The 23,162-nt window shown below is 33.0% G+C and carries 23 protein-coding genes and 1 riboswitch; of the genes, 14 read left to right on the top strand and 9 right to left on the bottom strand.

From position 1 onward, the window contains the following. Positions 1 to 48 precede the first annotated feature (48 nt). From ACKRLN_RS06295 to ACKRLN_RS06275, 5 genes are all read left to right on the top strand, one after another. Positions 49 to 888, top strand: coding sequence for an energy-coupling factor ABC transporter ATP-binding protein (locus ACKRLN_RS06295; RefSeq protein ID WP_367270005.1), 840 nt, complete (start codon positions 49 to 51; stop codon positions 886 to 888). Next, positions 885 to 1,736 (top strand): energy-coupling factor transporter transmembrane component T family protein, encoded by an 852-nt coding sequence (locus tag ACKRLN_RS06290; RefSeq protein WP_296140513.1) that lies wholly within the window; start codon positions 885 to 887, stop codon positions 1,734 to 1,736. The genes ACKRLN_RS06295 and ACKRLN_RS06290 overlap by 4 nt, the downstream gene beginning before the upstream one ends. A gap of 1 nt (position 1,737) precedes the next feature. After that, a complete protein-coding gene (locus ACKRLN_RS06285; protein WP_296140510.1) occupies positions 1,738 to 2,526 on the top strand; it encodes a PHP domain-containing protein in 789 nt (262 codons plus the stop codon). An 8-nt stretch (positions 2,527 to 2,534) separates the two neighbouring features. Beyond that, positions 2,535 to 3,362 (top strand): MurR/RpiR family transcriptional regulator, encoded by an 828-nt coding sequence (locus ACKRLN_RS06280; RefSeq protein ID WP_296140508.1) that lies wholly within the window; start codon positions 2,535 to 2,537, stop codon positions 3,360 to 3,362. 368 nt (positions 3,363 to 3,730) lie between these two features. Continuing rightward, positions 3,731 to 5,251, top strand: coding sequence for an ATP-binding cassette domain-containing protein (locus tag ACKRLN_RS06275; RefSeq protein WP_416334635.1), 1,521 nt, complete (start codon positions 3,731 to 3,733; stop codon positions 5,249 to 5,251). A 42-nt stretch (positions 5,252 to 5,293) separates the two neighbouring features. Here the strand turns inward: ACKRLN_RS06275 and thiH are convergent, their stop codons facing one another. The 4 genes from thiH to thiS are packed head-to-tail and all read right to left on the bottom strand — an operon-like array spanning position 5,294 to position 8,029. Then, positions 5,294 to 6,454 (bottom strand): 2-iminoacetate synthase ThiH, encoded by a 1,161-nt coding sequence (gene thiH, locus ACKRLN_RS06270; protein ID WP_416334634.1) that lies wholly within the window; start codon positions 6,452 to 6,454, stop codon positions 5,294 to 5,296. 1 nt (position 6,455) lies between these two features. Then, positions 6,456 to 7,226, bottom strand: a complete 771-nt coding sequence (locus tag ACKRLN_RS06265; RefSeq protein ID WP_416334633.1) for a thiazole synthase — start codon at positions 7,224 to 7,226, stop codon at positions 6,456 to 6,458. Next, positions 7,216 to 7,830 carry a sulfur carrier protein ThiS adenylyltransferase ThiF gene (thiF, locus tag ACKRLN_RS06260; protein WP_416334632.1) on the bottom strand — a complete coding sequence of 205 codons (615 nt, stop codon included), beginning with the start codon at positions 7,828 to 7,830 and terminating at the stop codon, positions 7,216 to 7,218. The genes ACKRLN_RS06265 and thiF overlap by 11 nt, the downstream gene beginning before the upstream one ends. A 1-nt stretch (position 7,831) precedes the next feature. Then, complete coding sequence (gene thiS / locus ACKRLN_RS06255; protein ID WP_416334631.1) at positions 7,832 to 8,029, bottom strand: sulfur carrier protein ThiS; 198 nt, start codon at positions 8,027 to 8,029, stop codon at positions 7,832 to 7,834. A gap of 160 nt (positions 8,030 to 8,189) precedes the next feature. Further along, positions 8,190 to 8,286: riboswitch (TPP riboswitch) on the bottom strand. A 180-nt stretch (positions 8,287 to 8,466) separates the two neighbouring features. On the opposite strand from thiS, the gene ACKRLN_RS06250 reads away from it, so the two are divergent. Next, a complete protein-coding gene (locus ACKRLN_RS06250; RefSeq protein ID WP_416334630.1) occupies positions 8,467 to 9,132 on the top strand; it encodes a hypothetical protein in 666 nt (221 codons plus the stop codon). A 574-nt stretch (positions 9,133 to 9,706) separates the two neighbouring features. Here ACKRLN_RS06250 and ACKRLN_RS06245 read toward each other — a convergent pair. The 4 genes from ACKRLN_RS06245 to ACKRLN_RS06230 form a co-directional block, all read right to left on the bottom strand. Further along, positions 9,707 to 11,554: a heavy metal translocating P-type ATPase gene (locus ACKRLN_RS06245; RefSeq protein ID WP_416334629.1), complete on the bottom strand. Its 1,848-nt coding sequence runs from the start codon at positions 11,552 to 11,554 to the stop codon at positions 9,707 to 9,709. Between the two features lie 3 nt (positions 11,555 to 11,557). Then, on the bottom strand, positions 11,558 to 11,782 hold the full coding sequence (locus ACKRLN_RS06240; protein ID WP_416334628.1) for a cation transporter: 225 nt from the start codon (positions 11,780 to 11,782) through the stop codon (positions 11,558 to 11,560). 9 nt (positions 11,783 to 11,791) lie between these two features. Continuing rightward, positions 11,792 to 12,094 (bottom strand): ArsR/SmtB family transcription factor, encoded by a 303-nt coding sequence (locus ACKRLN_RS06235; RefSeq protein ID WP_416334627.1) that lies wholly within the window; start codon positions 12,092 to 12,094, stop codon positions 11,792 to 11,794. A gap of 102 nt (positions 12,095 to 12,196) precedes the next feature. Beyond that, positions 12,197 to 13,213 carry an ornithine cyclodeaminase family protein gene (locus ACKRLN_RS06230; protein ID WP_416334626.1) on the bottom strand — a complete coding sequence of 339 codons (1,017 nt, stop codon included), beginning with the start codon at positions 13,211 to 13,213 and terminating at the stop codon, positions 12,197 to 12,199. Positions 13,214 to 13,312: 99 nt separating this feature from the next. Between ACKRLN_RS06230 and ACKRLN_RS06225 the strand changes: the two genes are divergently transcribed. The 6 genes from ACKRLN_RS06225 (at position 13,313) to ACKRLN_RS06200 (ending at position 17,376) form a co-directional block, all read left to right on the top strand. Further along, positions 13,313 to 14,017, top strand: coding sequence for an ATP-binding cassette domain-containing protein (locus ACKRLN_RS06225; RefSeq protein ID WP_416334625.1), 705 nt, complete (start codon positions 13,313 to 13,315; stop codon positions 14,015 to 14,017). Positions 14,018 to 14,020: 3 nt separating this feature from the next. Then, complete coding sequence (locus ACKRLN_RS06220; RefSeq protein ID WP_416334624.1) at positions 14,021 to 15,151, top strand: hypothetical protein; 1,131 nt, start codon at positions 14,021 to 14,023, stop codon at positions 15,149 to 15,151. A gap of 10 nt (positions 15,152 to 15,161) precedes the next feature. Next, complete coding sequence (locus ACKRLN_RS06215) at positions 15,162 to 15,335, top strand: hypothetical protein (protein WP_203126279.1); 174 nt, start codon at positions 15,162 to 15,164, stop codon at positions 15,333 to 15,335. A gap of 71 nt (positions 15,336 to 15,406) precedes the next feature. Next, a protein-coding gene (locus tag ACKRLN_RS06210; RefSeq protein ID WP_416334623.1) for an IS3 family transposase occupies positions 15,407 to 16,818 on the top strand; the annotation gives its coding sequence in 2 pieces (ribosomal slippage) (positions 15,407 to 15,913 and positions 15,916 to 16,818; 1,410 coding nt in all). Between the two features lie 159 nt (positions 16,819 to 16,977). Continuing rightward, positions 16,978 to 17,148 (top strand): hypothetical protein, encoded by a 171-nt coding sequence (locus ACKRLN_RS06205; RefSeq protein ID WP_296140461.1) that lies wholly within the window; start codon positions 16,978 to 16,980, stop codon positions 17,146 to 17,148. 66 nt (positions 17,149 to 17,214) lie between these two features. Next, positions 17,215 to 17,376, top strand: a complete 162-nt coding sequence (locus ACKRLN_RS06200; protein WP_203126284.1) for a hypothetical protein — start codon at positions 17,215 to 17,217, stop codon at positions 17,374 to 17,376. A 41-nt stretch (positions 17,377 to 17,417) separates the two neighbouring features. Here the strand turns inward: ACKRLN_RS06200 and ACKRLN_RS06195 are convergent, their stop codons facing one another. Beyond that, positions 17,418 to 18,050: a PepSY domain-containing protein gene (locus tag ACKRLN_RS06195; RefSeq protein ID WP_416334622.1), complete on the bottom strand. Its 633-nt coding sequence runs from the start codon at positions 18,048 to 18,050 to the stop codon at positions 17,418 to 17,420. A gap of 306 nt (positions 18,051 to 18,356) precedes the next feature. Between ACKRLN_RS06195 and uvrB the strand changes: the two genes are divergently transcribed. Both uvrB and uvrA read left to right on the top strand, forming a co-directional pair. Next, positions 18,357 to 20,324 (top strand): excinuclease ABC subunit UvrB, encoded by a 1,968-nt coding sequence (gene uvrB / locus ACKRLN_RS06190; protein WP_416334621.1) that lies wholly within the window; start codon positions 18,357 to 18,359, stop codon positions 20,322 to 20,324. Between the two features lies 1 nt (position 20,325). Next, positions 20,326 to 23,154: an excinuclease ABC subunit UvrA gene (uvrA, locus tag ACKRLN_RS06185; RefSeq protein WP_416334620.1), complete on the top strand. Its 2,829-nt coding sequence runs from the start codon at positions 20,326 to 20,328 to the stop codon at positions 23,152 to 23,154. The last annotated feature ends 8 nt before the right edge of the window (positions 23,155 to 23,162 follow it).

Genomic DNA, 23,162 nt, shown 5'->3' with positions numbered 1-23,162 from the left:
CATTAATTATTTTCAGACTTAAGGCTTAAAGATTATAAAAAAGAAAATATTACAAATAATAATGAAGAGATTATAAGATTTGAGGACATAGCTCTAGCCTATGATTCTATAAAGGGAGATCCTAAAATAATCTTTGAAAGCTTAAATCTTTCTATAAAAAGAGGGGACAAGATAGCCTTGATAGGGTCAAATGGAGCTGGAAAGTCCACTCTAATGAAACTTCTAGTTGGACTAGTTAAAACTAGGGTGGGGAAAATTTCATTTAATAATAAAAATATTAATGAAATTGATGAAGAAGAAATAGCCAGGTATATTTCTCTGGTTTATCAAAATCCAGAAGAGATGTTTATTCAAGATAGCATTTACGAAGATATTGCCTTTGCTATGAAAGAGAGAGAAATAGCTGACTATGAGGAAAAGACTTCTGATTTAATTGACCGCTTCAGACTTTCTGACTTAAAGGATAGGGATGGCAGATTATTATCAGGTGGGCAGATGAGAAGGGCCAGTGTAGCTATAGGTATAGCCTTAAAACCTCAAGTTTTACTTTTGGATGAACCGACAGCTAACTTAGATATGGCTACTCGTACTGAAATAATAAAGGTATTGGAAGATATAAAGGCAGAAACTGAGACTGTTATTATAGCAACTCATGATATGCAGTTAGTATCCCAATGGGCAGACAGGGTGATTGTCTTACATGATGGTCAAGTAATAGCAGATGAATCAAAGGATAAGATCTTTGATAATGACTATGTCAAAAATACAATTTCTATCAGAGCTCCAGAAATATTTGACCTAGCCCAAGGCATTAATCCCAACACTTATGTTTATACAGTTGAAGACTTTTTAAATAATATAGATGAAAGCACAGGGATGAGTATATGATGAAAACTAGAAAATTAGATAATGTAATTGATAGCTTGCAAGATAAATTTTCTATAGATTATTTTAGAAACCAGGTTCTAAAAAATGCATATGGCAACGATGATACCCCTATAGCAAAATTAGATCCAAGGATTTTAATACTTTGGTATTTGTTTTTGGGTATTGTACCTTGGTTTTCCAACAATCTAATCTTTTTAGCATCTTGTTTTATACTAGTGGCCATCACTACAATGCTTGCCAAAGTAGCAGGCCTAGTATTATTTGTATTTTTACTAGGAGTTTTGGGGCAAACAGGATATATGCTAATTGCTGTATTAATTTTTGGTGGAAACCTATCTTCAGTCGGACCCTTATTAATTTTAACTCTTAAGGTTGCAACTGTGTCATTAGCATCAGTTACAGTTTTTTCAGGTATGGATCCGGATAATCTATCCAATGGCCTAATGTGGTTTGGAATTCCAGAACAGTTCACTTTTTCAATATCCTACGCCTATAGAATTTTGCCAATTTTGATGACAGAATTTCAAAATGTTTTGCTGTCTTTTAGGCTTAGGAGCAAGGCTCCATCCAAAGAAGGGTTTAAAGGAAAGATAAAATATATTTGGTATAGGATAAAAATTATTATGAACTCATTTTATCCACTAATATTAAACACAGCAAAAAAGACAAGAACAACAGTTGAAGCCTTGGAAATTAAGGGCTACAGATACGCAGCGAACAATAAAGAAGTTAAGAAGTTAAAACTAAAATCCTTGAAAGTAACTTATGATGATTTGATTTTCTTGTTAATATCATTCATTTGGATAATGGTTACTGTTTTAATTTCAGCAATGTTGAAAGGAAACTAATATGAATATTGATTTTCATACTCATGGTAAGCTTGCAAAAGGCTTCCCTTTTGATGAAAAATATCCTATTTGGATGTTTGAAGAATGTAAAAATACAGCTTTAGATGCAATTTGTTTGACAGAGCATTTTAATACCACCTCTTTTGAAGAATTCTATAACTTTGTATACGAGAATTCTGAAAAAGACGGAGACTGCCTTATTTTTAATGGACTAAAGATTTTCCCAGGCATGGAAGTAGATATACTGGAAAGAGCACATATACTTGTATTGGGAAAGTTTGCAGATATTATGGAAATAAATCGTAAATTAGAAAAAAATAAGGAAAAAACAACATTTCTTAACTTCGATAATTTGATGAACCTCCTAGATGATTATGATGTAATGATAGGCGCGGCTCATCCATTTAGATCAAATGGGGCCATACCAAAATTAAGTAAAGAACAACTAGTAAATTTTGATTTCATAGACCTAAATGGGAAAGACACTGCTCTTCAAGGTGAAAAAAATATAGAAATTATAAAAGAATTCGCATCTAGTATATCAAAACCAATATTAGCTGGATCTGATACTCATCAGGCTTTACAATACGCAAGTGTCTATAATCAATTTGAAAATGATATAAATACTTTTTCAGCTTTAAAAGAAGAAATTAAAAATAATAGATATCAAATCATAATTTCTGATACAATAGAAGAGAAAGTAAAATCAGCCACACTTCTAAAGAAAGCTTTAAAAAAAATCAATGCTCTAGGTGGAGACTACTTAGAAATACTTATGGCTAGCAAATAGGATCTTATATGAAAATAATAAATCAATCAGATGACTTAAAGTTGACTAAATCAGAAATTAAAATATTAGAATTTATTGAAACAAATCACGATGAGTTTCTATTTATGTCCATAATGGAACTAGCCCAAAAGCTAGGTGTTTCTGAGGCTACAATTTCGAGATTTGTTAGAAAGATTGGCGCAGATGATTTCAAAAGTTTTAAAAGCTTAATTTTAGACAAATCAAACTTCATGGCCGCCGAAAAGGTGAAAACAACATTAGATACATCTGAAGATTTACAATTGGATTCATATTTAAAAAGACAAATTGAAAATATAAACAAAACCCTAGATCATATTGATAAAAACGAGTTTCAAAATGCATGTGAATTGATTGCCAGACAAAGCAAAATATATGTCTATGCAAAGCATGCTAGTAAATCAATAGCATCATTGATTTATACAAGACTCAATCGAATTGGAATAGATGTTGAAATATTGCCTTCAGGTGGAACAGAGCTAGTAGAGTACTTATCAAAAATAAATAAAGATGATATCGTAATAGTGTTTTCTTTCTCAAAATCATCAACAGAATCTAAAATTATATTAGATTATAAAAAAGAAGCTAAATATAAGGTAATCCTATTTACAAGCAGGCTATATCATGATGAGGCAGACTCAGGAGATATCAACCTTTTTGCCTACAGGGGACAAAGAAACGAATATCATTCATTAACAAGCCCAATTGCCTTAGTTGATGCGATGATTGTAAAAGTTACAGAATTAAGGGGCAAAGAATCTTTGGATAGTCTTGAAAAAATTAAAGAATTAAAAACTAGGTATCAGGGTTATAAATAAAATTATTAAAATTTAATACTAAAAGTTAAATTGTATTAAGTTTTTTATTTTTGAAGGATAAGTTTTGGAGTTATTTTTTATTTGAAATTTAATTTTGAGATTTCTGATAAATAAATTCTTTTAATTCTACGAATTAATGGTATAATACAAAATAACGATTGAAACGGAGGTAAATTTACATTGATTTTATAAGCAATATGGAAATTTTGATACTACTTTTTAGCCTATTTAGGCTGTTTTAGTATGCCATATTGTGAATAAGATCTGTATGTTTATCTTAGGAGAGGTCTATTCACTTTTGTGAGTAGGCCTTTTTTATATTTTATTTTTGATATGGCATACATCCTTAAGGAGGATATATGCTTACTATGAAAGATTTAACTATTAATTTAAGAGATGATGATAGAATTGTTTTAAAAGATTTTGACTTTGTTTTAAATGATGGAGACAAGGTGGGGCTAATAGGTGAGGAAGGCAATGGCAAGTCTTTACTTTTGAAGGCCATTGTAAATAGAAAAGAGATTGAGAGTTACTGTGATGTAAGCGGTGATATTTATAAGAATAATGATATAATCGCTTATTTACCCCAATCTTTAGAAGAAAAATATTATAACTATACTACTAATGAGTATTTTTATGAAAGAGTTGATTTAAATTTACTAGACTATAATAACTTGTATAAGTATATAAGTGAGTTTGACTTACCGGAGGATATCTTATCAGATAACATAAAAATGAAAAATCTATCTGGTGGAGAAAAAATAAAGTTTATGCTCCTTATAGAAATTTTAAAAAATCCCACTATATTTCTCTTTGATGAACCTAGTAATGACCTTGATTATGATTCCTTAATCTGGCTTGAAAATTTTATGAAGAAATTGGATATTCCTTTAATATTTGTATCTCACGATAGAAAATTACTTTCAAATGTAGCTAATAGGATAATACATCTGGAGCAGATAAAAAGAAGAACTGAAGCAAAACACACTATTTCTAATAATTCCTATGAGGATTATGTCAAAAAAAGAGAAAATTTTATAGATACGGAGATAAATAAAGCTAATAAAGATAGGGAAGAGTTTGATAAAAAATTAGACAGATACAAGAAAGTTCATGATTCTGTTGAGCATAGCCTAAGATCTACAAAAAACGATGTGGAAGGTAGGTTGCTTAAAGAAAAAATGCACACGGTAAAATCTATAGGAAGGCGTCTGGAAAAAGAAGAAGCAAATCTTACAGAAAATCCTGATTATGAAGAAGCGATTGATATATTTTTTGATGATGATATAAAAGTGGCTAATGGTAAGCAAATATTAGATTTTAAACTCGGTGAATTAAAAGCTGGCGATAAAATATTAGCTAAAAATATAGAGCTTAAGGTAATTGGTCCTGAGAAAATATGTATAGTAGGTAAAAATGGTGCAGGAAAAAGCACTTTATTAAAAAAGATAAAAAGTGAATGTCAAGAATTAAACCTAAAAATAGGCTATATGCCCCAATCTTACTCTGATTTTGAAAAAGGTGATATAAATGCTATAGAATATTTAGCTGATTCTTTTGCGAAAGATGACCAAACCAAAGCTTCCAATCTTTTAGGAAGTCTAAACTTTAAAAGAGAAGAGATGTTTAGAAATATAGCTGATTTATCAGGAGGACAAAAGGCAAAACTATTTTTTGCAAAGATGAATCTGGATAAGGCAGAAGTTTTAATCCTAGATGAACCAACCCGAAACCTATCCCCACTATCTAAACCTGAGATAATATCAGCTCTTAAAAATTACAAAGGAGTATTAATTACAGTTTCTCACGATAGGGAATTTATAGACCAAGTTTTTGATAAGGTGTATGAGTTGGATAATCAAGTCTTAAATATAAAAACTAGAATATAAAAATATATAAAAATTCCCACACCAAAAGGATGTGGGAAAATTTTATATATTTATATAATCAGTAAACACAGGAGTCATGCCTATAGATTCTAAATCTTCTACTACATCATTTGTTGTTCTGATATCATCTATTTCAAATTGACTACCGCCGCTGTGTTGGTTGTTTTTTGATCTATGGCCTATGGATGTGTCTACTGATGCTGAGACTTTTGTTGCTGCGTATTTTACTGCTAGATTTCTAAAGTCTCTTGATTCTCTAGTGGATAGGGTGATGGATGCGTATGGTAAAAATATCCTGATTGCTAGCATGATTTGGAAAAATTCCCTATCTTCTACTAGATTTTTAAAGATTAAACTTTCATCTGCACCATGGGTTGGTCTTATTCTAGGCAGGGATATGGCTATTTCTGCTTCTGGATATTTTTTTTGAACTAGGCTTGCGTGGATTCCTAGTTTAAAAGCTTCTTCTATTGGATCTCCTAGTCCAAATAAGGTTCCGAAACCTACTCCTCGCATGCCTCCCATCATTGCTCTTTCTTGAGTATCTATTCTATAATTAAATGATCTTTTATGTCCTGCTGGGTGGTAAAAATCGTATGTTTCTTTATTGTATGATTCTTGAAAAACTGTTACAAAGTCTGCTCCAGCTTCTCTCAATTTTTCATAATCACTTACATTTGTAGGATATATTTCTATACCTATTACTTTAAAATATTTTTTTGCTATTTCACAAGCCTTTGCTATATAATCGATTGATGAAAATTTTGTGCTTTCTCCAGTAAGGATTAGCACATCTTCTATACCTGTTGCAGCAAGGGCTGCCATTTCTGCTTCTATTTCATCAAAGTCGAGTTTAGCTCTTTTTATATCACTTTGGGCCCTAAAACCACAATATTTGCAAGAGTTTTCGCAGTAGTTTGCTATATAAAGAGGGGAGAAGAGGGTTACATTGTTACCAAAGTATCTCATTCTTTTTTGAAGTGCCTTTTCTCCCATAGTTTCTAAAAATATACCGTCTTTGTCGTTTAATATATTATAGAAATCTTGGTAGGATAGGTTATCTTTGTCTAAAGATGACTTTATATCAGCATTTGTAACTTTAAAATTTTTAACTTCTTCATATATAGTATCGATTTCTTCCTTTATATCTGAATCGATTATATCCATTCCTGGAAAATATTCTTCTACATTTTTTATATTCATATTAATCAAAAAAATCCCTTAATGGACTTGATGGATCTGCTCCAGAGTCTAGTACACGTCCTGGTTTTGAAAGATATGCAAGTCTACCGCCTTGTATGCCTAATTTAAAGGCTTCTGCCATCATTGTTATATCTCCAGCACTTGCTATACCAGTATTTGCCATAATTGCAGCAGCTCCCATTTCCATTGCTTCGGCTGCTTGTGATGGAGTACCTATTCCAGCATCAACAATAATTGGTAGGTCGATTTCATCTATAATTATTTTTATAAAATCTTTTGTAGCAAGTCCCTTATTTGATCCGATAGGACTAGCAAGTGGCATTATTGATGCTGCACCGGCATCCCTTAGGTCACGAGCATAGTTTAAGTCTGGATACATATATGGTAATACTACAAATCCTTCTTTTGCTAAAATTTCAGTAGCTTTTAATGTTTCTTCATTATCTGGCAGTAAATATTTACTATCTCTCATGATTTCAATTTTTACAAAATCACCACAACCCATTTCGCGGGCAAGTCTTGCAATTCTGATAGCTTCGTCTGCATTACGCGCTCCTGATGTATTTGGAATGATTGTAACATCTTTTGGTATGTAATTTAATATATTTGCCACTTCTTTTGTGTTTGCTCTTCTTAATGCTACTGTTATCATTTGAGCTTCTGCACTTTTTATGGCAGCATCGATTAGTTCTGGGGAATATTTCCCGCTTCCTAGTATAAATCTTGATGTAAATTTCTTACCACCAAGCTCTAAGTAGTCTTTATTTTCCATTATAATCTCCTGTTAGAATTTTTATAGCTGTTAAGGCCTCAAGATTTGCTATGATTCCTACATAGGCAAGGTATAATCCTTGATCTGGATTTGAAGTAAAATCACCTATCAAAGTAACATTATCTATTTGCTTTATTTTTATATCGCTAAGCTCACCTAGACCCGATAACCCTGTACCTGTGATAAGATATTTATCTTTTCTGCCTACAAAGTAGTCAAATAGCATAGTTTTTGATTTCTTATTATCAAAGGCTTCTATAAATATATCTGTATTATCAACTATAGTGTTCATATTTTCATTTGTTAGATAGATATTTTGGTTGTGGCACTTTACATAGGGAAGAGTGGACTTAATTTTCTTTTTAGTTAAAAGAGCCTTATCTCCTCCTAGCTCATCAATGGTAAAATTTTGACGATTTAGATTAGAATATTCTATAGTATCAAAATCATAAAGGTAAAGCTCGCCCACACCAGCGCGGGCTAGGGTCATAGCAATATTTGACCCTAAACCACCACATCCTAGAACAGAAACCTTAGCATTTTTTAGCTTTTCGTTTACTTTTGGATCTTGTCTTTTTAAAACTTTTTCTCTAATATCATCCATTTTAACCTCCTCCAACAAATGAAAATACCTCGACTTTTGCTTTATCTTGTAAAAGAAAGTCTTTAAAGTTTTCTCTTTTTACTAACTTTTCGTCAACTTCTACAGCTACAAAGTCTGGGTTAAAGTTAGCACGCTCTAGCAAATCATATAGACTTTCATTTTCTAGAAAATCAAAGCTTTTAGAGTTTACTCTTATCATTTTTCACCTCCTCATCAAAAAAGCGCGAAGGAAATACCATACCCGTGGTGGTATGCCCCTTCGCGCTTAGTGCACTCTCAACTTTAAAAAATATTTAATTGTCTAAGAGACTTAAAAATTTATAAAATAAAAAAGACTCTACTGAGAGAGTCTTAAAACTTAGCTTAATAGTTAGCTTTCTTTCGTCGGTATTAGCCGCATCAAGTTTTAAGGGTTGACCAAAGTCTCTCAGCTATGAAGCACCCCTAGCTTCACCTACATTATAGGACATAGTTATAAAAATTGCAAGGATATTTTATATTTTTATGAAAGAAATATTATAAAATCAATATTTTAAATGTAGTATAATACATTTTAAGATATATAAAGAAGATTTATATGCGATTTTGGCATGAAGATTTAAAGAAAAATTTAACACAAAAGGAAATTGAAAATTGATGGGAAGATTAAAAATTTATAGAAATAAAATGATTTTGATATTTATATCTATATTTTTATTAACTAGCTGTGAAGGAGAAAAGAAAGAAACTCCAGATGTAGTAAATTTAGAAGAGAAAGAAGGCAAAGGACCGAGTTTAGAAGAGTTACAAAAATTCCTTTTTGAAAAGCTAAATGGCCAACAGCTTATAAGAAATTATGGTGAAGATACTGGCTGGACAGATCTAGAATTTACTGAGGATGGAAACTTCACTGGATCATATCTTGGTAAGATAGAAAATGATGGATTTGATGCAGGCTTTAGTGAATATGCTTGGAACTGGTATAGGGCAGAGGAAATCCATACATCTGACTTTAAGGGAAAATTTACTATAGTTGACCAGATAAATGATAATGTTTATAAGATGCATCTTAATGATTTTGAAATCACTTCAGATTATGGTCGCTATGATGATATCTATTTTAATGTAGATTTTGCTCTGGGTATAAAACCTGATGCGGATTACTATTTATATATCCCAGGTACACCAGCTTCTTTACTGCCTAATGAAGATAGTAGGCTTGATAATAATTATAAAAAAGAAGATATGGCAGAAGATAAGACCCAAGGATTTATAATTTGGAATAAGTATGAGGATGAGGTATTTAATCAGTTGGCTCTTTAAAGATAAAAAATAGAATTTAAATAAAAATCTAAAAATATTAATGTTACCCTGCGCAAAGGCATAGACTTTGAGCCGAAGAGGATTGTGATACTGCTAATTTCTAACTGGAGTTAATATTAATTTATGAGATCCTTCGACACGTTCGCTATGCTTACTTGCTCAGGATGACAGTTCGTGGGTTGAATTTTTAGTTGGCTTTTGTGGTTTGTGTAATGGCTGCGATTGGGGATGTTCTATTTAAGATAGATGTCTCAGCTGCGCTCGAGATGACAATGAGTTAATATAGACGCAGGTCTTTTTACTTGATTTAGAATTATTGAGCTTGAACGATTGGTATCTTAATAAATTACTATTACCTTATTGTCATTTCGACTGGAGCGTAGCGGAATGGAGAAATCTTTTTTAAAGGCTTGATTTCATCAAACGGCAGTTTGTTAGTCATTTTTATTATTTTAGTTAATACTAAGCTAGGAGATCCTTCGGCGCGTTCGTTTGTCTCTCTTGCTAAGAATGACAGACTTTGTTTTTTAAAAACTAATAAATAAAAGGCCCGCATATTGCGGACCTTTTTAAATCATATTTTCTTTTTTAAAATTCTCATTGCCCATAGGACTGCTATTATTGTAACTCCAACATCTCCAAATATTGCTGCCCACATACTTGCATATCCTAGTAGTCCTGCTATTAGGATTCCTATTTTGACAGCCATTATGAAAATCACGTTTTGCCTTACTGTCCTGTTGGTAAGGTCTGAGATTTTCATTAGCTTGCTCATCTGGCTAAACTCTCCGTTGACTACGAGTATATCGGATGATTCTATAGCAAGGTCAGATGCTGTTTCTCCCATTGATATACCAACATCTGCATTGGTAAGGACTGGGGCGTCGTTAATACCATCTCCTACAAAGACTGTAGGAATTCCTTTATCTTGGTAGCCTTTCATAATTTCTAGCTTCTGGTCTGGCATTACTTCTGCAAAGTAGTCATCTAGGCCAAGTTCTTTGGCTGTTTCTTCTACTGCTTTTTTGCCATCGCCTGATACTACAGCTATATTTTCAAAATGGTTGTGAAGATCTTCTATAGTTTCAAATGATTGGTCTTTGATTTCATCTTCGATTATTACTTTTGCAGCAAGCTTGTCATCTATAGATACATAGATTGCCCTGTCATTTTCTTCTCCATCATAGCCAATAAATCTAGCAGAACCTATCTTGATTAGGTCGCCATCCTTGCTAGTAGCTCTTACACCAAGGCCCTTTTCATTGATCACTTCTTCAAACAAATCATGTTTTTCATCACGGTCTAGACTTTTTACTATCCCTTTTGCGATAGGATGGGTACTCATTAGCTCGATATTGTATATATAATCGAGGATTTTTTCCCTATCATGGTCAGTAAAATATTCTATATCTTTTACTTTGAAATTCCCTGTAGTGAGGGTTCCGGTTTTGTCGGATAATAGGACTTTGGCATTCTTTAGTCCTTCAAAATACTGGCTTCCTTTTATAAGGATGCCATTTTCACTAGCTAGGCCAAGGCCTGACATAAAGCTTAGTGGGACTGATAGTACTAGGGCACATGGGCATGATATTACTAAAAATGTAGCTGCCAAGAATATAGACTCATACCAATCTCCTCCAAAAAATAGGGGAGGGATGATAGCTACTATAAGCGCAATAGCTACAACAATTGGGGTATAGATTCTGGCAAATCTTGTTACCATTTTTTCACTTTGAGATTTACTTTCTGCGGAATCCTCTATAATCTCCATAATCTTTGCTGCAACAGAATCATCAAATTCTTTCTTAGCTTCCATTTTGATAATCCCTTCAGTAAGAAGAGATGAAGATATAATCTCAGACCCTACTTCGGCTTCTACTGGCATGGATTCTCCAGTAACAGAGGATGTATCAAGTAGACCATGGCCTTCTATAACGACACCATCCACACCAATTTTCTCACCATCACGAACCAGGAGGATATCTCCTACTTCTACATCATCTAGGTCGATTTCTGTAGTAGAACCATCTGGGTTTACCTTATTGGCCACATCAGGCACTAAGTCTAGGAGTCCTTCTATGTTTTGGCGGGACTTATGGCTTGCTATATTTTCAAATAAATCACCAAAATTATAAAAAAGTATTACAGCAATTGCTTCTATATATTGGCCCAAGAGAAAGCCTGCAATTGATGCTATAGACAAAAGGAAGTTCTCATCCATGGCCTGGCCACGGATGATTCCCTTAAATCCTTTTATCAAAACATTCCATGCGGATAGCAAGTAGGCTAATAAAAACCCACCCACAATCCATATATTTTCACCTATAGTATTCCTTAATACTGCTAATATAGCAGTAAAAATACCTATAGCTATAAGTTTACTAAGCTCCTTTTTGTGAGCATCTGTCATAGACTCAAACATATCCTACCTCACTAAGACAGTCCCTGGCTCAAGCTTATCAGCAAGTCTATTAGCTTCATCAAAGATTTGATCTTCATTTGCACCATCTTCTAAATCCATTTTTAGTTTCAAAGTTAGGAATGATAGGTTAGCATCATTCACTCCATCTATTTTTTTAACAGCCTCTTCAATCTTTGCTGCACAATTTGGGCATAGGTCATCGCTTTTTACTTTGTATTTTACTTTCATTATATTCTCCTATTCATTAATATGTTCTAGTCCTGTCTTAAAAATTGTCTTTATATGATCATCGGCAAGTGAATAATATATAGACTTGCCATCTCGTTCTGATTTTACTAAGTTGCTATCCTTTAGATACTTAAGCTGGTGGCTAATAGCTGATTGGCTCATATCAAGAGCCTCTGCTATGACTCCTACACTTATAGGTCCATTAAAAAGCTTATGGAGGATCCTAAGTCTAGTAGAATCTGCAAAAACCTTAAAAAGGTCCGAAAGCTCCATTATATCCTCAAGTCTCGCACTTTTTATCGATTCATCCATGTTACCTCCTTACTAAATTTGAACATGTGTTCATATGAGCATTATATCATATATACACATTAAGTCAACTTAAAAAAGCCTAGCTAAGCTAGGCTATATTTCTTACATTTCAATAATTTGTCCAATATTTTTATTACTTGCTTCTTCTAAGATTTTTTGTCCAACAACTAGGTCTAAAACTGCTGATCCAGTTGTTTCAAAAAAAGTAATTTCATCAGTATTTTCACGGCCAGAAACTTTTCCTAAAAGTTTTTCTCCAAGCTCACCTGTAATATCTTCATCAGCGTTAAAAGTACCATTTTTAATTGGCTTTATAAAGTCTCCAGATTCACTTACTGCACCATCAAAGGTATCCACGTATATTTTATTTGCATGACTTATAATATATTCTGGGATTTCGCTCATATCAGGAGTATAGGAACCAACTCCATTTATATGGCAGCCTTTTTTTACTTTTGTGCCATCAAAAACAGGGTCCTTAGCGGTAGTTACTGTAGTAATTATATCTGCATTTTCTATTGCCTGGTCAGCAGAATCTACAGCCTTTATCTCAAAATCAAAACTATTTTCTAGTTTTTCCTTCATGTGCTTAGCAAAATCTTCTGCACGGTCTTTTGATAAATCAAAAACCCTTACTTCTTTTATATCACGTACGTTTAGTATTGCTTCTAGCTGAGTTTCCGCTTGTCCGCCTGTTCCAAAAAGAGCAAATATTTTGCTATCTTTATTTGCTAGCTCATCAGTAGCTGCTCCCGCTATGGCTCCGGTACGTAAACGAGTTAGATAGGTTCCATCTATTAGAGAATTTACCTCTCCTGTTTCGTTATTTAGGGTAACCATAGTTGCCGGAACAGAAGTTAGATTTTTGGCGATATTATCTGGATAAACTGAAACTATTTTAACACCCAAGGCATTTTCACTTGGCACATAGCCATACATATATAAAGATTGGCCATTGTGATCAGCAACATCTAAATTTGCACGTAGGGGTATATCAGCCCCGCCATTTGAATAAGCTTTTAAAGCATCTTTTGTAGCTTCAATAGCAGCCTTCATATCCATTACTTTTTTTATATCAGTTTCATTTAAAACACGAATTTGCATAAAAACTCCTTTCATAGAATTTGTATTATTTTGCCTTAATTATATAAAAATATTTTGTCAAAAACAATTTATTTTGAAAAATCGGGGTAAAAAAAGAACAAAAGGAGACTTGATATGGCTAATAAATTATTGGAAGTGAATAACTTAGAATCTTGGTATGAAACTGATAAAAATATTTTAGATGGCTGTAGTTTTTCTATCGAAGAAAATGAAATAGTTGCCCTTGTTGGTAGCAATGGTTCTGGAAAAACTACTTTGATAAAAACTATTACCGACATCCATCCTAAATTTGATGCAAATAGAATAAATTTCCGTGGAAATAACATTGATTTTTCAAATGAAGATTTTAAACTAAATCGAATTGCAGTTTTTTCTGAAGACAATAGTTTTAAATATTGGACTTTTCATGAGTACAATGAATTTTTGCATAAGGTTTACAATAGGGAAATTGATAAAGAATATCAAAATTATATGATAGAAAATTTTAATTTTACCCAGTACATAAATAAACCTGTAAAAGAACTTTCCATGGGTAATAAAAAGAAATTTTTTATAATTGCAGCCCTAGGCCTAAAACTGCCTTTGGTAATCTTAGATGAGCCAGTGGATGGCCTAGATTTTGAAGGATCAGTTTTTCTTTATAGAATTATGCATGAATACAAAAAATACGGGTCAATTTTTATGGCGAGTCATATTTTAGAATCCATTACAGAATCTTGCGATACATATGTTTTGTTAGATCACGGCAAATTGTCAGAAAAAACTACCGTTGATAGTGATCTAACATCTGAAAAAATTCTACAAACTTTTAAGGAGTAGGCTATGACAAAAGTTTTTTTAAAGGATATGCTCGATAGAAGAACAATCTTAAAATATTTTGTAGGCTTTGTTTTAATATATACAGGGATGGATTTTTTAATCAACAAAGACCCAAATCTACTAAGTATTAATTTTGACTTAAGATTAGTACTTTTTGTATGTCTTGCCCTGTTTACCACTATATTTTATTTTGCAAAAACCTATACCAGCACTGAAAATACCTTGATGTATTATCAGTTGCCAGTAAAACGCAAAGATGTTAATCTTTCATTTGTACTAAGTTTAATAATAGATTCGATAATTAGAAAATTTTTGCCACTTGCAGTTATAGCTTATGTTTTAAAGGCACCAGCCGAATTTTATCCCATAATTTTACTTATGCTGCCAATTATTTGTATGCTTGGATCCTTACCTAGTAGTAGCAATATTAGAGGGGATAAGAAATTAATTGTATGTTTGCTTTTGCTTGCCTCAATAGCCTTGATTTTGTTTTTATTTTATAAAACTAATTTAAGTATAGGAATTAAAACTTTAATATCAATACTGGCTATTTTTATATTAGTGATAATACTTAGTAAAATTTATTTAAATCAGGCTATATTTTCCCAACAAGAGATGGGATCTAGTAGGAAATTTAAGCTTTCTAATTATTTCTTAAAATTTATCCTAGCTGAGAATGTATATTTGATAAACACGGTGGGTATTATTTTAATGATAATATTTGTTTCGCTAATGATGCCAGGAGCAATTAAAATCCCACTTGCCCTAGCAATCGCAACGGTAAATACCCCTTTGCTTACGATTTTTTCAACGGATCAGGGGATTGCTACATACAAAAAAATGCTACCAAAGTCAAATAAATCCTTGGATAAGGATTATATAAAAATCTTATTTATATACTTTGCCTTGGTTCATTTAATAATTTTATTAGCAAATCTAGGTCAATTGTCAGCAAAACTTGTCATAAGCCTGATTGCTTTTACTATTTTTGATACACTTGTGGCATATTTTATGGAAAATAAATATCCGATAGTAGGCAAAAAAACCACAATGGCGGTCTGGAAGTCGCCTAGAAAATATATATTGGGTGCAGTTGTTTTTGTCTTGGCTTTTATAGTCTTTGTAATGATTTAAGGAGAAAATAATGAATAGAAAAGTTTTAAGAATTATCATAGGATTAATATGGATTGTTGTTGCAATTCTTTCTTACACAAGAAATGAGATACCTTTTACAATTATCAGTGCAATTGTAGGTATTGTATTTTTAGTATTTGCCTTTAAGACGGATGAAACTAACAACACTCGTAATAATTATTAGCTTAAAAAATCTCCCCCTGTGAACTGACCCCTTAAAGTTGGACCTAATCAACTTAAGGAGGTCAGTTTTTTATGGCAAAATATAGAACAGAATTCAAATATAAACTAGTTAAAAGATATTTAGAAGGTGACGAAAGTTATGAATCTTTAGCTAAATCATTCAATATTCCTGATAAATATCAACTAAGAGTATGGGTGAACGCATATCAAACACTAGGTTATGAAGGATTAAAAAGATCTAGAAATAAGAAGGATTACTCTACAGAATATAAATTAAAAGTAGTAAAGTTGTATTTAACAAGTGAAATGTCCTATCTAGACCTAGCCAATAATTTAAATATATCAAATCCATCTATGATATGTACATGGGTTGGCAAATATAGAAAATATGGGATTAAGGGACTGGAAGCTAAAAAACGAGGAAGGCCTTCAAGTATGACTAAAGAAGATAAAAAGGTTAGTAAATCAACAGATAAACAATATACTCAAGAAGAAAAAGATAGAATCAAAGAACTTGAAGATCAAGTATATTGGCTACAAATGGAAGTAGATTTCTTAAAAAAAAAGAGGGAATTCAGACAAAGGGACAAACTCAAAAAGAAGAAATAGCTAGGATAATACACGAACTTAGAGAAACATACAAATTGAAAGATTTACTAAATAAATTAAACTTTCCAAAATCAACATATATGTATTGGCAAAAAAGATTCGGTAGAACTAACAAAGATGCTGATTTAGAAGAAAAAATATTAAATATTAGAGCTAATCATAAAAACTATGGATATCGTAGAATATATGGACATTTAAGAAATCAAGGAATACTAATAAACAAAAAGAAAGTACAAAGATTAGTCCAAAAACTAAAACTACAAGTTACAAGCTTTGGAAGAAAATCTAAGTATTCATCATACAAAGGGCATATAGGAAAGTTATCAGACAACCTAATAAATCGTAATTTTAAATCAGACCTAGCTCATCAAAAGATAACAACAGATACATCAGAATTTAAATATTACGCCACTGATGATAAAGGTAATACTAGAATAGGTAAACTGTACTTAAATGCATTTCTAGATATGTATAATAGTGAGATAATATCATATTCCATAAGTAAAAGGCCAACAATAAAAGCAATCTTAACCCCACTAGAAGAAGCCATCAACATAACAAGTGACTGCAAAGAAAGAAGAATAATTCATTCAGATCAAGGATGGGGATACCAGATAAATCAGTACACAAAAAGACTTAAAGAATATGGAATAACTCAAAGTATGTCAAGGAAAGGTAATTGCTTAGATAATGCTCCAATGGAAAACTTCTTTGGAATACTAAAACAAGAAATGTATTATGGTCAAACTTACAAATCCTATGAACAACTAAAACAATCCATAGAAATGTATATCGAATACTATAATGAAGAAAGAATAAAAGAGAAATTAGGATACTTATCACCGGTAGAATATAGAAGAAGGAATGCTGCTTAAAAAATAGATTTTCCCCTAGGGGAAAGTACAAACAAAAACATCAGACACAGATATAAATCTATGCCTGATGTTAAGTCCAACTTTTTGGGGTCACCTTACTGGGGGGATTTTTTTATTTCGGGTATAATTTTATTAAATAAAATTAAGAAAGGAATTATTATGGAAACAGGAAAAATTGCAAAAATTATAGGAATCATTGCTATGCTATTCTCAGTATATATGTTTTTTGACAGCAGAGGAGGCAAGGGCTTTTTCGTACTATTAATCGGTGTAGCTATTTACGCATTTGGTAAAAAATCAGAAAACGACACAAACTACGTGCCTAGATAATTTTAAAAAATGAAATCTCCCGTAATTGGGAGGTTTTTTGTACATATTTTAATTGGGGAAATTGTTATGAGAAAAAATAAAATAGAAAGTATAATTGGCCTGGCTTTACTAATTTTATCCGTATTTATGTTCTTTAATAAAAGAGGTGGCTTAGGATTTTTTGTATTTCTTATAGGGCTTGGACTTTATATTTATAGTAGACGTGGCACTGATTATAAATCAATGTAATAAATAAAAAAGGACCTTTAAAGGTCCTTAAATTTTTATAATTATTTGTGAATGATGTCTCCAGTTTCAGCATCTAGTTCAACATCATCGCCATCTTCCACATCTATTTCATATACTAATTTTCCATCATCATTGTGGTCAATTTCGTATGATTTTACGTATCCTTTGTTGTTTTCTAAGGCTTTTTCCATTGCTTCTTTTGGAGAGATGATTTTTTCAAAATCGATTGCTACATCATCGTCTGAATCATCATTATCATGGTCATTTTCTTCTTCTTGGGCTAATACTTCTCCACTTTCAGCATCGATACTTGCTTCATATTCTTTGTTTTCTTTGAATCCTTCTATGTCGTAAGTGTATTTTCCGTCATCTTCGTCAAGCTCAACAGAAGAAATTTCTATGCTATCATCATCGAAAGCTTCTTTGAATTTTGCTACTGCATCATCAAGGCTTATTGCAAATTCTTTTTCCTCAATACCTGTTTTTAGGTCATCGATTTTTTCTTCTACATTTTCTTTTGTTTTATCAACCTCTTCTGTTACTGCTGCTTCTGTGTTGTTTGCAGCATCTTTTGCGTCTTCTTTAGCTTGTTGAGCATTCTCTCCACCACAAGCTGTTAGTACAGTTGCTAGTGCGATAGCTGATGCTCCTAATTTTAAGTTTTTAAATTTCATAATACCCTCCTTAATGAAATTGTTTTATTAATATACCCGTTTAATTTATTTAAACAACATCTTTAAAATACGAGCTATATTTATAATTAAATTTTAATATTTTAAAACAGTAGATAAATTAAAGAAAATTGTATTCTAAATACTTAATCCTGGATTCAATTGAATTTCCACCTAAAAATAGTATATTTTATGAGGAAGAGACATTAAAATAAAGGTCAGAGTTAGTCAAAAAAACTGGCCTATCATATATACATTTTTAAAGGCAAAATTAAATTTTAGCCTTTTTATTTAAGAAAGGATAAATCTTTGCAAAAATTTAAAATAAATTCTGATTATAAACCAAGGGGTGATCAGCCAGAGGCTATCAAAACCCTTGCAAATGGTTTAGAACAGGGCAAAAAACATCAAATCCTCCGTGGTGTTACAGGATCTGGTAAGACTTTCACCATGGCAAATATAATAGAAGAAGTCCAAAGGCCAACCTTGGTTTTAGCTCACAATAAAACCTTGGCCTATCAACTTTTTACAGAATTTAAAGAATTTTTCCCAGATAATGCTGTGGAGTATTTCGTTTCTTACTATGATTACTACCAACCAGAAGCATATGTGGCAGCAACTGATACTTATATTGCAAAAGACTCATCAATCAATGATGAGATTGATAAGATGCGCCACTCAGCAACTATGGCACTTTTTGAACGCCGCGATGTAATAATTGTAGCATCAGTTTCTTGTATTTATGGTTTGGGAGATCCGATAGATTATAAGGAACTTGTAGTTTCACTAAGACCTGGTCAAGAAATTGCTCCAGAAGAAGTTATGAGAAAACTTATCGATGTTCAATATGTGAGAAATGATATTGACTTTGATAGGGGTACTTTTAGAAAACGTGGAGACATCCTTGATGTATTTCCAGCAGGTTTTGACCAAAAGGCAATTCGTTTTGAGTTTTTTGGAGATGAAATCGAAGAAATATCTGAATTTGATTCTCTAACTGGTAAAGTAACTGCAAAATTATCCCACGCCTACATTTACCCTGCCAGCCACTATGCAACTACTAGTGAAAAAACAGAACGTGCTATTGTGACTATCGAGCAGGAACTAGAAGAACAGTTAAAATATTTTAACGAAAATAATAAATTATTAGAAGCCCAAAGGCTAGAACAAAGAACCAGATATGATATAGAAATGCTAAAAGAAATTGGTTTTTGTTCAGGCATTGAAAATTACTCTAGACATCTAAGTCAAAGGCCAGCGGGCAGTAGACCATACACATTAATCGATTATTTCCCAAAAGATTTTGTAATAATGGTCGATGAATCCCACGTGTCAATCCCTCAAGTTGGGGGTATGTATGAAGGAGACAGGGCTCGTAAACAAAACCTAGTTGATTATGGTTTTAGGTTGCCATCAGCCCTTGATAATAGACCATTAAAATTTAATGAGTTTGAGTCCTTAGTAAATCAAGCCATTTACGTTTCAGCAACTCCAGGCCCATATGAGATGGATAAGACTGGTGGAGAATTGGTTGAACAAATTATCCGTCCAACAGGACTACTTGATCCAATAGTTGAGGTCAGACCAACAGAAAATCAAATAGATGACTTGATTGAAGAAATCTATAAGACAACAAAAAAAGGCGACAGGGCCTTGGTTACAACCTTGACAAAAAAAATGGCCGAGGACTTAACTACTTATCTTACAGAAAATGGCATCAAGGTAAAATATCTGCACTCAGATATAAAAACGATAGAGCGATCTGAAATTATCCGTGAATTGCGTTTGGGAGAATTTGACGTCTTAGTCGGCATCAACCTTTTAAGAGAAGGTCTTGATATACCAGAGGTAAGTCTAATTGCAATCCTTGATGCTGATAAGGAAGGATTTTTACGTTCAGAAACATCCCTTATCCAAACCATCGGCCGTGCAGCTAGAAATAGCGAGGGTCATGTAATCATGTATGGGGATAATATTACAAAATCGATGAAAAAAGCCATGGATGAAACAGCCCGCCGCCGTGACATACAAATGAAATTTAATGAAGACCATAACATTACCCCACAAACTATTAGAAAAAATATTGGGGAAATGATTCAAGTTACAAAGGCAGCTGAAGAAGCTGAAATAGAAGAATTTAATAGAGAAGATATAGATACAATAATAATTAATCTTGAAAGTCAGATGTATAAGGCCGCAGAAGAGCTTGACTTTGAACGAGCTGCAAACATCCGAGATCAGATTAAACATATGAAAGAAAATTTCGTAGGAGCATAATTTGACTGAACACGACATAGTTATAAAAGGTGCCCGCACCAACAATTTAAAAAATGTCGACATCACCCTGCCACGTGATGAAATGATAGTTTTTACAGGGCTTTCCGGATCAGGAAAGTCCACTTTAGCCTTTGACACTATTTATGCAGAAGGGCAAAGGCGCTATGTAGAAAGTCTATCATCATATGCCAGACAATTTTTGGGCAATGTCGACAAACCAGATGTTGATAGTATAGAGGGACTTTCTCCTTCTATATCAATCGACCAAAAAACCACAAATAGAAATCCAAGATCTACGGTAGCAACAGTCACTGAGATTTACGATTACTATAGACTTTTATATGCAAGAATTGGAGATGCTTATTGTCCAGTCTGTGGCAAAAAAATCGAAGCCCAATCTATCGACCAAATGGTGGATAAAATCCTAGAATTACCTGAAAAAACAAGAATCCAAATCCTTGCCCCAATGATACGCGGCAAAAAAGGTCAACACAAAAAAGCCCTAGAAAACATCCAAAAACAAGGTTTTGTAAGGGTTGTAATAGATGGCGAACGCCACGACTTGGAAGAAGATATAGAGCTTTCAAAAACTAAAAAACACGACATTTCAATCATTGTAGATAGGATTGTCATAAAAGAAGGCATAGAATCAAGATTAACTGATTCCCTAGAAACAGCTCTAGGCCTTGCAGATGGAATAATTTTGATAGATGTAATTGATAGCGAGCCTTTCATGCTAAGTAGTAAACTTGCTTGCCCAGATGGCCACGTTTCACTTCCTGAAATTACACCAAATATGTTTTCATTTAACGCGCCACTTGGTATGTGCCCTGATTGTAATGGGCTTGGTTTTCATTTACAAATTGACCCAGAACTTGTAATTCCAGATTTAAATTTATCCATTAACCAGGATGCGGTAGATGCTTATAGTGGCTCTGCTAAAGATTCTTACTATTATGAAACCATCCGTGCCATAGCAGATCATTATGATTTTTCCTATGATGAACCTATAAAAAATGCACCAAAAGAAATGGTTGATGATATACTTTATGGAACAAATTATGACTTATCTTTTGTATTTGACTCAAGATTTTCTGGGAGAAAAAGATACAAGGGCAAATTTGAAGGAGCAGTTACTAACCTTGCTGACAGGTATGAGAGAACAAATTCTGAAACCCAAAGAAAAAGATTTAGAGAATTTATGGGTGAGGAAGAATGTAAAACCTGCCATGGTGACAGGCTAAAACCAGAAGTTTTATCAATCAAGGTTGATGATACAAATATAGCTGATCTTACAAAATTATCAGTAGAAAATTCTGTAAAATTCTTTAAGGACTTAGAATTATCAGAAATGAAAGCGAATATTGCAGAGCTTATTATAAGAGAAATAGAATCCCGCCTTAAATTTTTATATGATGTAGGTCTTGGATATTTAACACTAAGCCGTTCCGCATCAACCTTATCCGGGGGAGAAAGTCAACGTATCCGTCTTGCAACACAAATAGGTTCAGGACTTGTTGGAGTTTGCTATGTATTAGATGAGCCATCAATAGGTCTTCACCAAAGGGATAATGACAAATTGATAACTTCTCTTAGAAATCTAACAGATATTGGAAATACATTAATAGTTGTAGAACACGATGAAGATACCATCCGTGAAGCAGATTTTATAGTGGATATTGGTCCAAAAGCAGGTGTTAATGGTGGTAAGGTAGTTGCAAAGGGATCTGTTGATGATATTATAAAATCAAAAGAATCCATAACCGGAGATTATCTGTCAGGTAGAAAATATATCCCAATCCCAGCTGAGCGCAGAATTAGCGATAAATTTATCGAAATAAAGGGAGCTAGTGAAAATAACTTAAAAAATGTAGATGTAAAAATCCCGATAGGTGTTCTTACATCAGTAACGGGGGTATCAGGATCTGGTAAATCGTCACTAGTAAATGAGATCTTATACAAATCTGTAACTAAAAAATTAAATAAAACCAAGGTCCGTCCAGGAAAACACGACGAAATCCTAGGCCTAGACCAAATCGATAAGGTAATAGCCATTGATCAATCGCCAATAGGTCGTACACCTCGTTCAAACCCTGCAACTTACACAAAAGTTTTTGATAATATCCGTGATGTTTTTGCAATGACAAATGAAGCAAAGATGAAAGGATATACAAAGGGAAGATTTTCCTTTAACGTAAAGGGTGGTCGTTGTGAAGCTTGTAAGGGTGATGGGACTATAAAAGTTGATATGATGTTCTTACCTGATGTTTATGTCCCATGTGAAGTTTGTCATGGTAAACGCTACAACAGAGAAACTCTGGAGGTAAAATATAAGGGTAAGGATATATCAGAAGTTTTAGATATGACAGTGGAAGAAGGCATAGAATTTTTTGCAAACCACCCTCCAATTGTTAGAAAACTTCAAACCTTATATGATGTAGGACTTGGATATATAAAAATTGGCCAACCATCCACAGAATTATCTGGTGGGGAAGCCCAAAGGGTAAAACTTGCCACAGAGCTTGCAAAAGTAGGAACTGGCCAAACACTTTATATACTAGATGAACCAACAACAGGTCTTCATATGGCAGATGTGCATAAACTAATCGATGTTTTAAACAGACTAGTCGATCAAAACAACACAGTAGTTGTAATTGAGCACAACCTAGATGTGATAAAAGTTTCTGATTACCTAATAGATCTTGGCCCTGAAGGTGGAGATGGCGGTGGTACTCTAGTAGGCTGCGGCACTCCAGAAGAGATAGCAAAAAATAAAAAGTCTTATACAGGTAAGTATTTAAAGAAAATTTTAAGTGAAAATAAAAATTAGGAGCAAAA

It is taken from the genome of Anaerococcus sp. AH8042_DFU013_CI05 (assembly GCF_047936775.1).
Taxonomy (GTDB): domain Bacteria; phylum Bacillota; class Clostridia; order Tissierellales; family Peptoniphilaceae; genus Anaerococcus.
Note: the sequence above shows the minus strand (reverse complement) of the source record. Positions and strands in the feature narration are given on the sequence as shown.

Bases quoted from the DNA above. Each gene is read 5' to 3' on its own strand.
- ACKRLN_RS06290 (WP_296140513.1), top strand. From the start codon at position 885: ATGATGAAAACTAGAAAATTAGATAATGTAATTGATAGCTTGCAAGAT.
- ACKRLN_RS06285 (WP_296140510.1), top strand. From the start codon at position 1,738: ATGAATATTGATTTTCATACTCATGGTAAGCTTGCAAAAGGCTTCCCT.
- ACKRLN_RS06280 (WP_296140508.1), top strand. From the start codon at position 2,535: ATGAAAATAATAAATCAATCAGATGACTTAAAGTTGACTAAATCAGAA.
- ACKRLN_RS06275 (WP_416334635.1), top strand. From the start codon at position 3,731: ATGAAAGATTTAACTATTAATTTAAGAGATGATGATAGAATTGTTTTA.
- thiH (WP_416334634.1), bottom strand. From the start codon at position 6,454: ATGAATATAAAAAATGTAGAAGAATATTTTCCAGGAATGGATATAATC.
- ACKRLN_RS06265 (WP_416334633.1), bottom strand. From the start codon at position 7,226: ATGGAAAATAAAGACTACTTAGAGCTTGGTGGTAAGAAATTTACATCA.
- thiF (WP_416334632.1), bottom strand. From the start codon at position 7,830: ATGGATGATATTAGAGAAAAAGTTTTAAAAAGACAAGATCCAAAAGTA.
- thiS (WP_416334631.1), bottom strand. From the start codon at position 8,029: ATGATAAGAGTAAACTCTAAAAGCTTTGATTTTCTAGAAAATGAAAGT.
- ACKRLN_RS06250 (WP_416334630.1), top strand. From the start codon at position 8,467: ATGGGAAGATTAAAAATTTATAGAAATAAAATGATTTTGATATTTATA.
- ACKRLN_RS06245 (WP_416334629.1), bottom strand. From the start codon at position 11,554: ATGTTTGAGTCTATGACAGATGCTCACAAAAAGGAGCTTAGTAAACTT.
- ACKRLN_RS06240 (WP_416334628.1), bottom strand. From the start codon at position 11,782: ATGAAAGTAAAATACAAAGTAAAAAGCGATGACCTATGCCCAAATTGT.
- ACKRLN_RS06235 (WP_416334627.1), bottom strand. From the start codon at position 12,094: ATGGATGAATCGATAAAAAGTGCGAGACTTGAGGATATAATGGAGCTT.
- ACKRLN_RS06230 (WP_416334626.1), bottom strand. From the start codon at position 13,213: ATGAAAGGAGTTTTTATGCAAATTCGTGTTTTAAATGAAACTGATATA.
- ACKRLN_RS06225 (WP_416334625.1), top strand. From the start codon at position 13,313: ATGGCTAATAAATTATTGGAAGTGAATAACTTAGAATCTTGGTATGAA.
- ACKRLN_RS06220 (WP_416334624.1), top strand. From the start codon at position 14,021: ATGACAAAAGTTTTTTTAAAGGATATGCTCGATAGAAGAACAATCTTA.
- ACKRLN_RS06215 (WP_203126279.1), top strand. From the start codon at position 15,162: ATGAATAGAAAAGTTTTAAGAATTATCATAGGATTAATATGGATTGTT.
- ACKRLN_RS06205 (WP_296140461.1), top strand. From the start codon at position 16,978: ATGGAAACAGGAAAAATTGCAAAAATTATAGGAATCATTGCTATGCTA.
- ACKRLN_RS06200 (WP_203126284.1), top strand. From the start codon at position 17,215: ATGAGAAAAAATAAAATAGAAAGTATAATTGGCCTGGCTTTACTAATT.
- ACKRLN_RS06195 (WP_416334622.1), bottom strand. From the start codon at position 18,050: ATGAAATTTAAAAACTTAAAATTAGGAGCATCAGCTATCGCACTAGCA.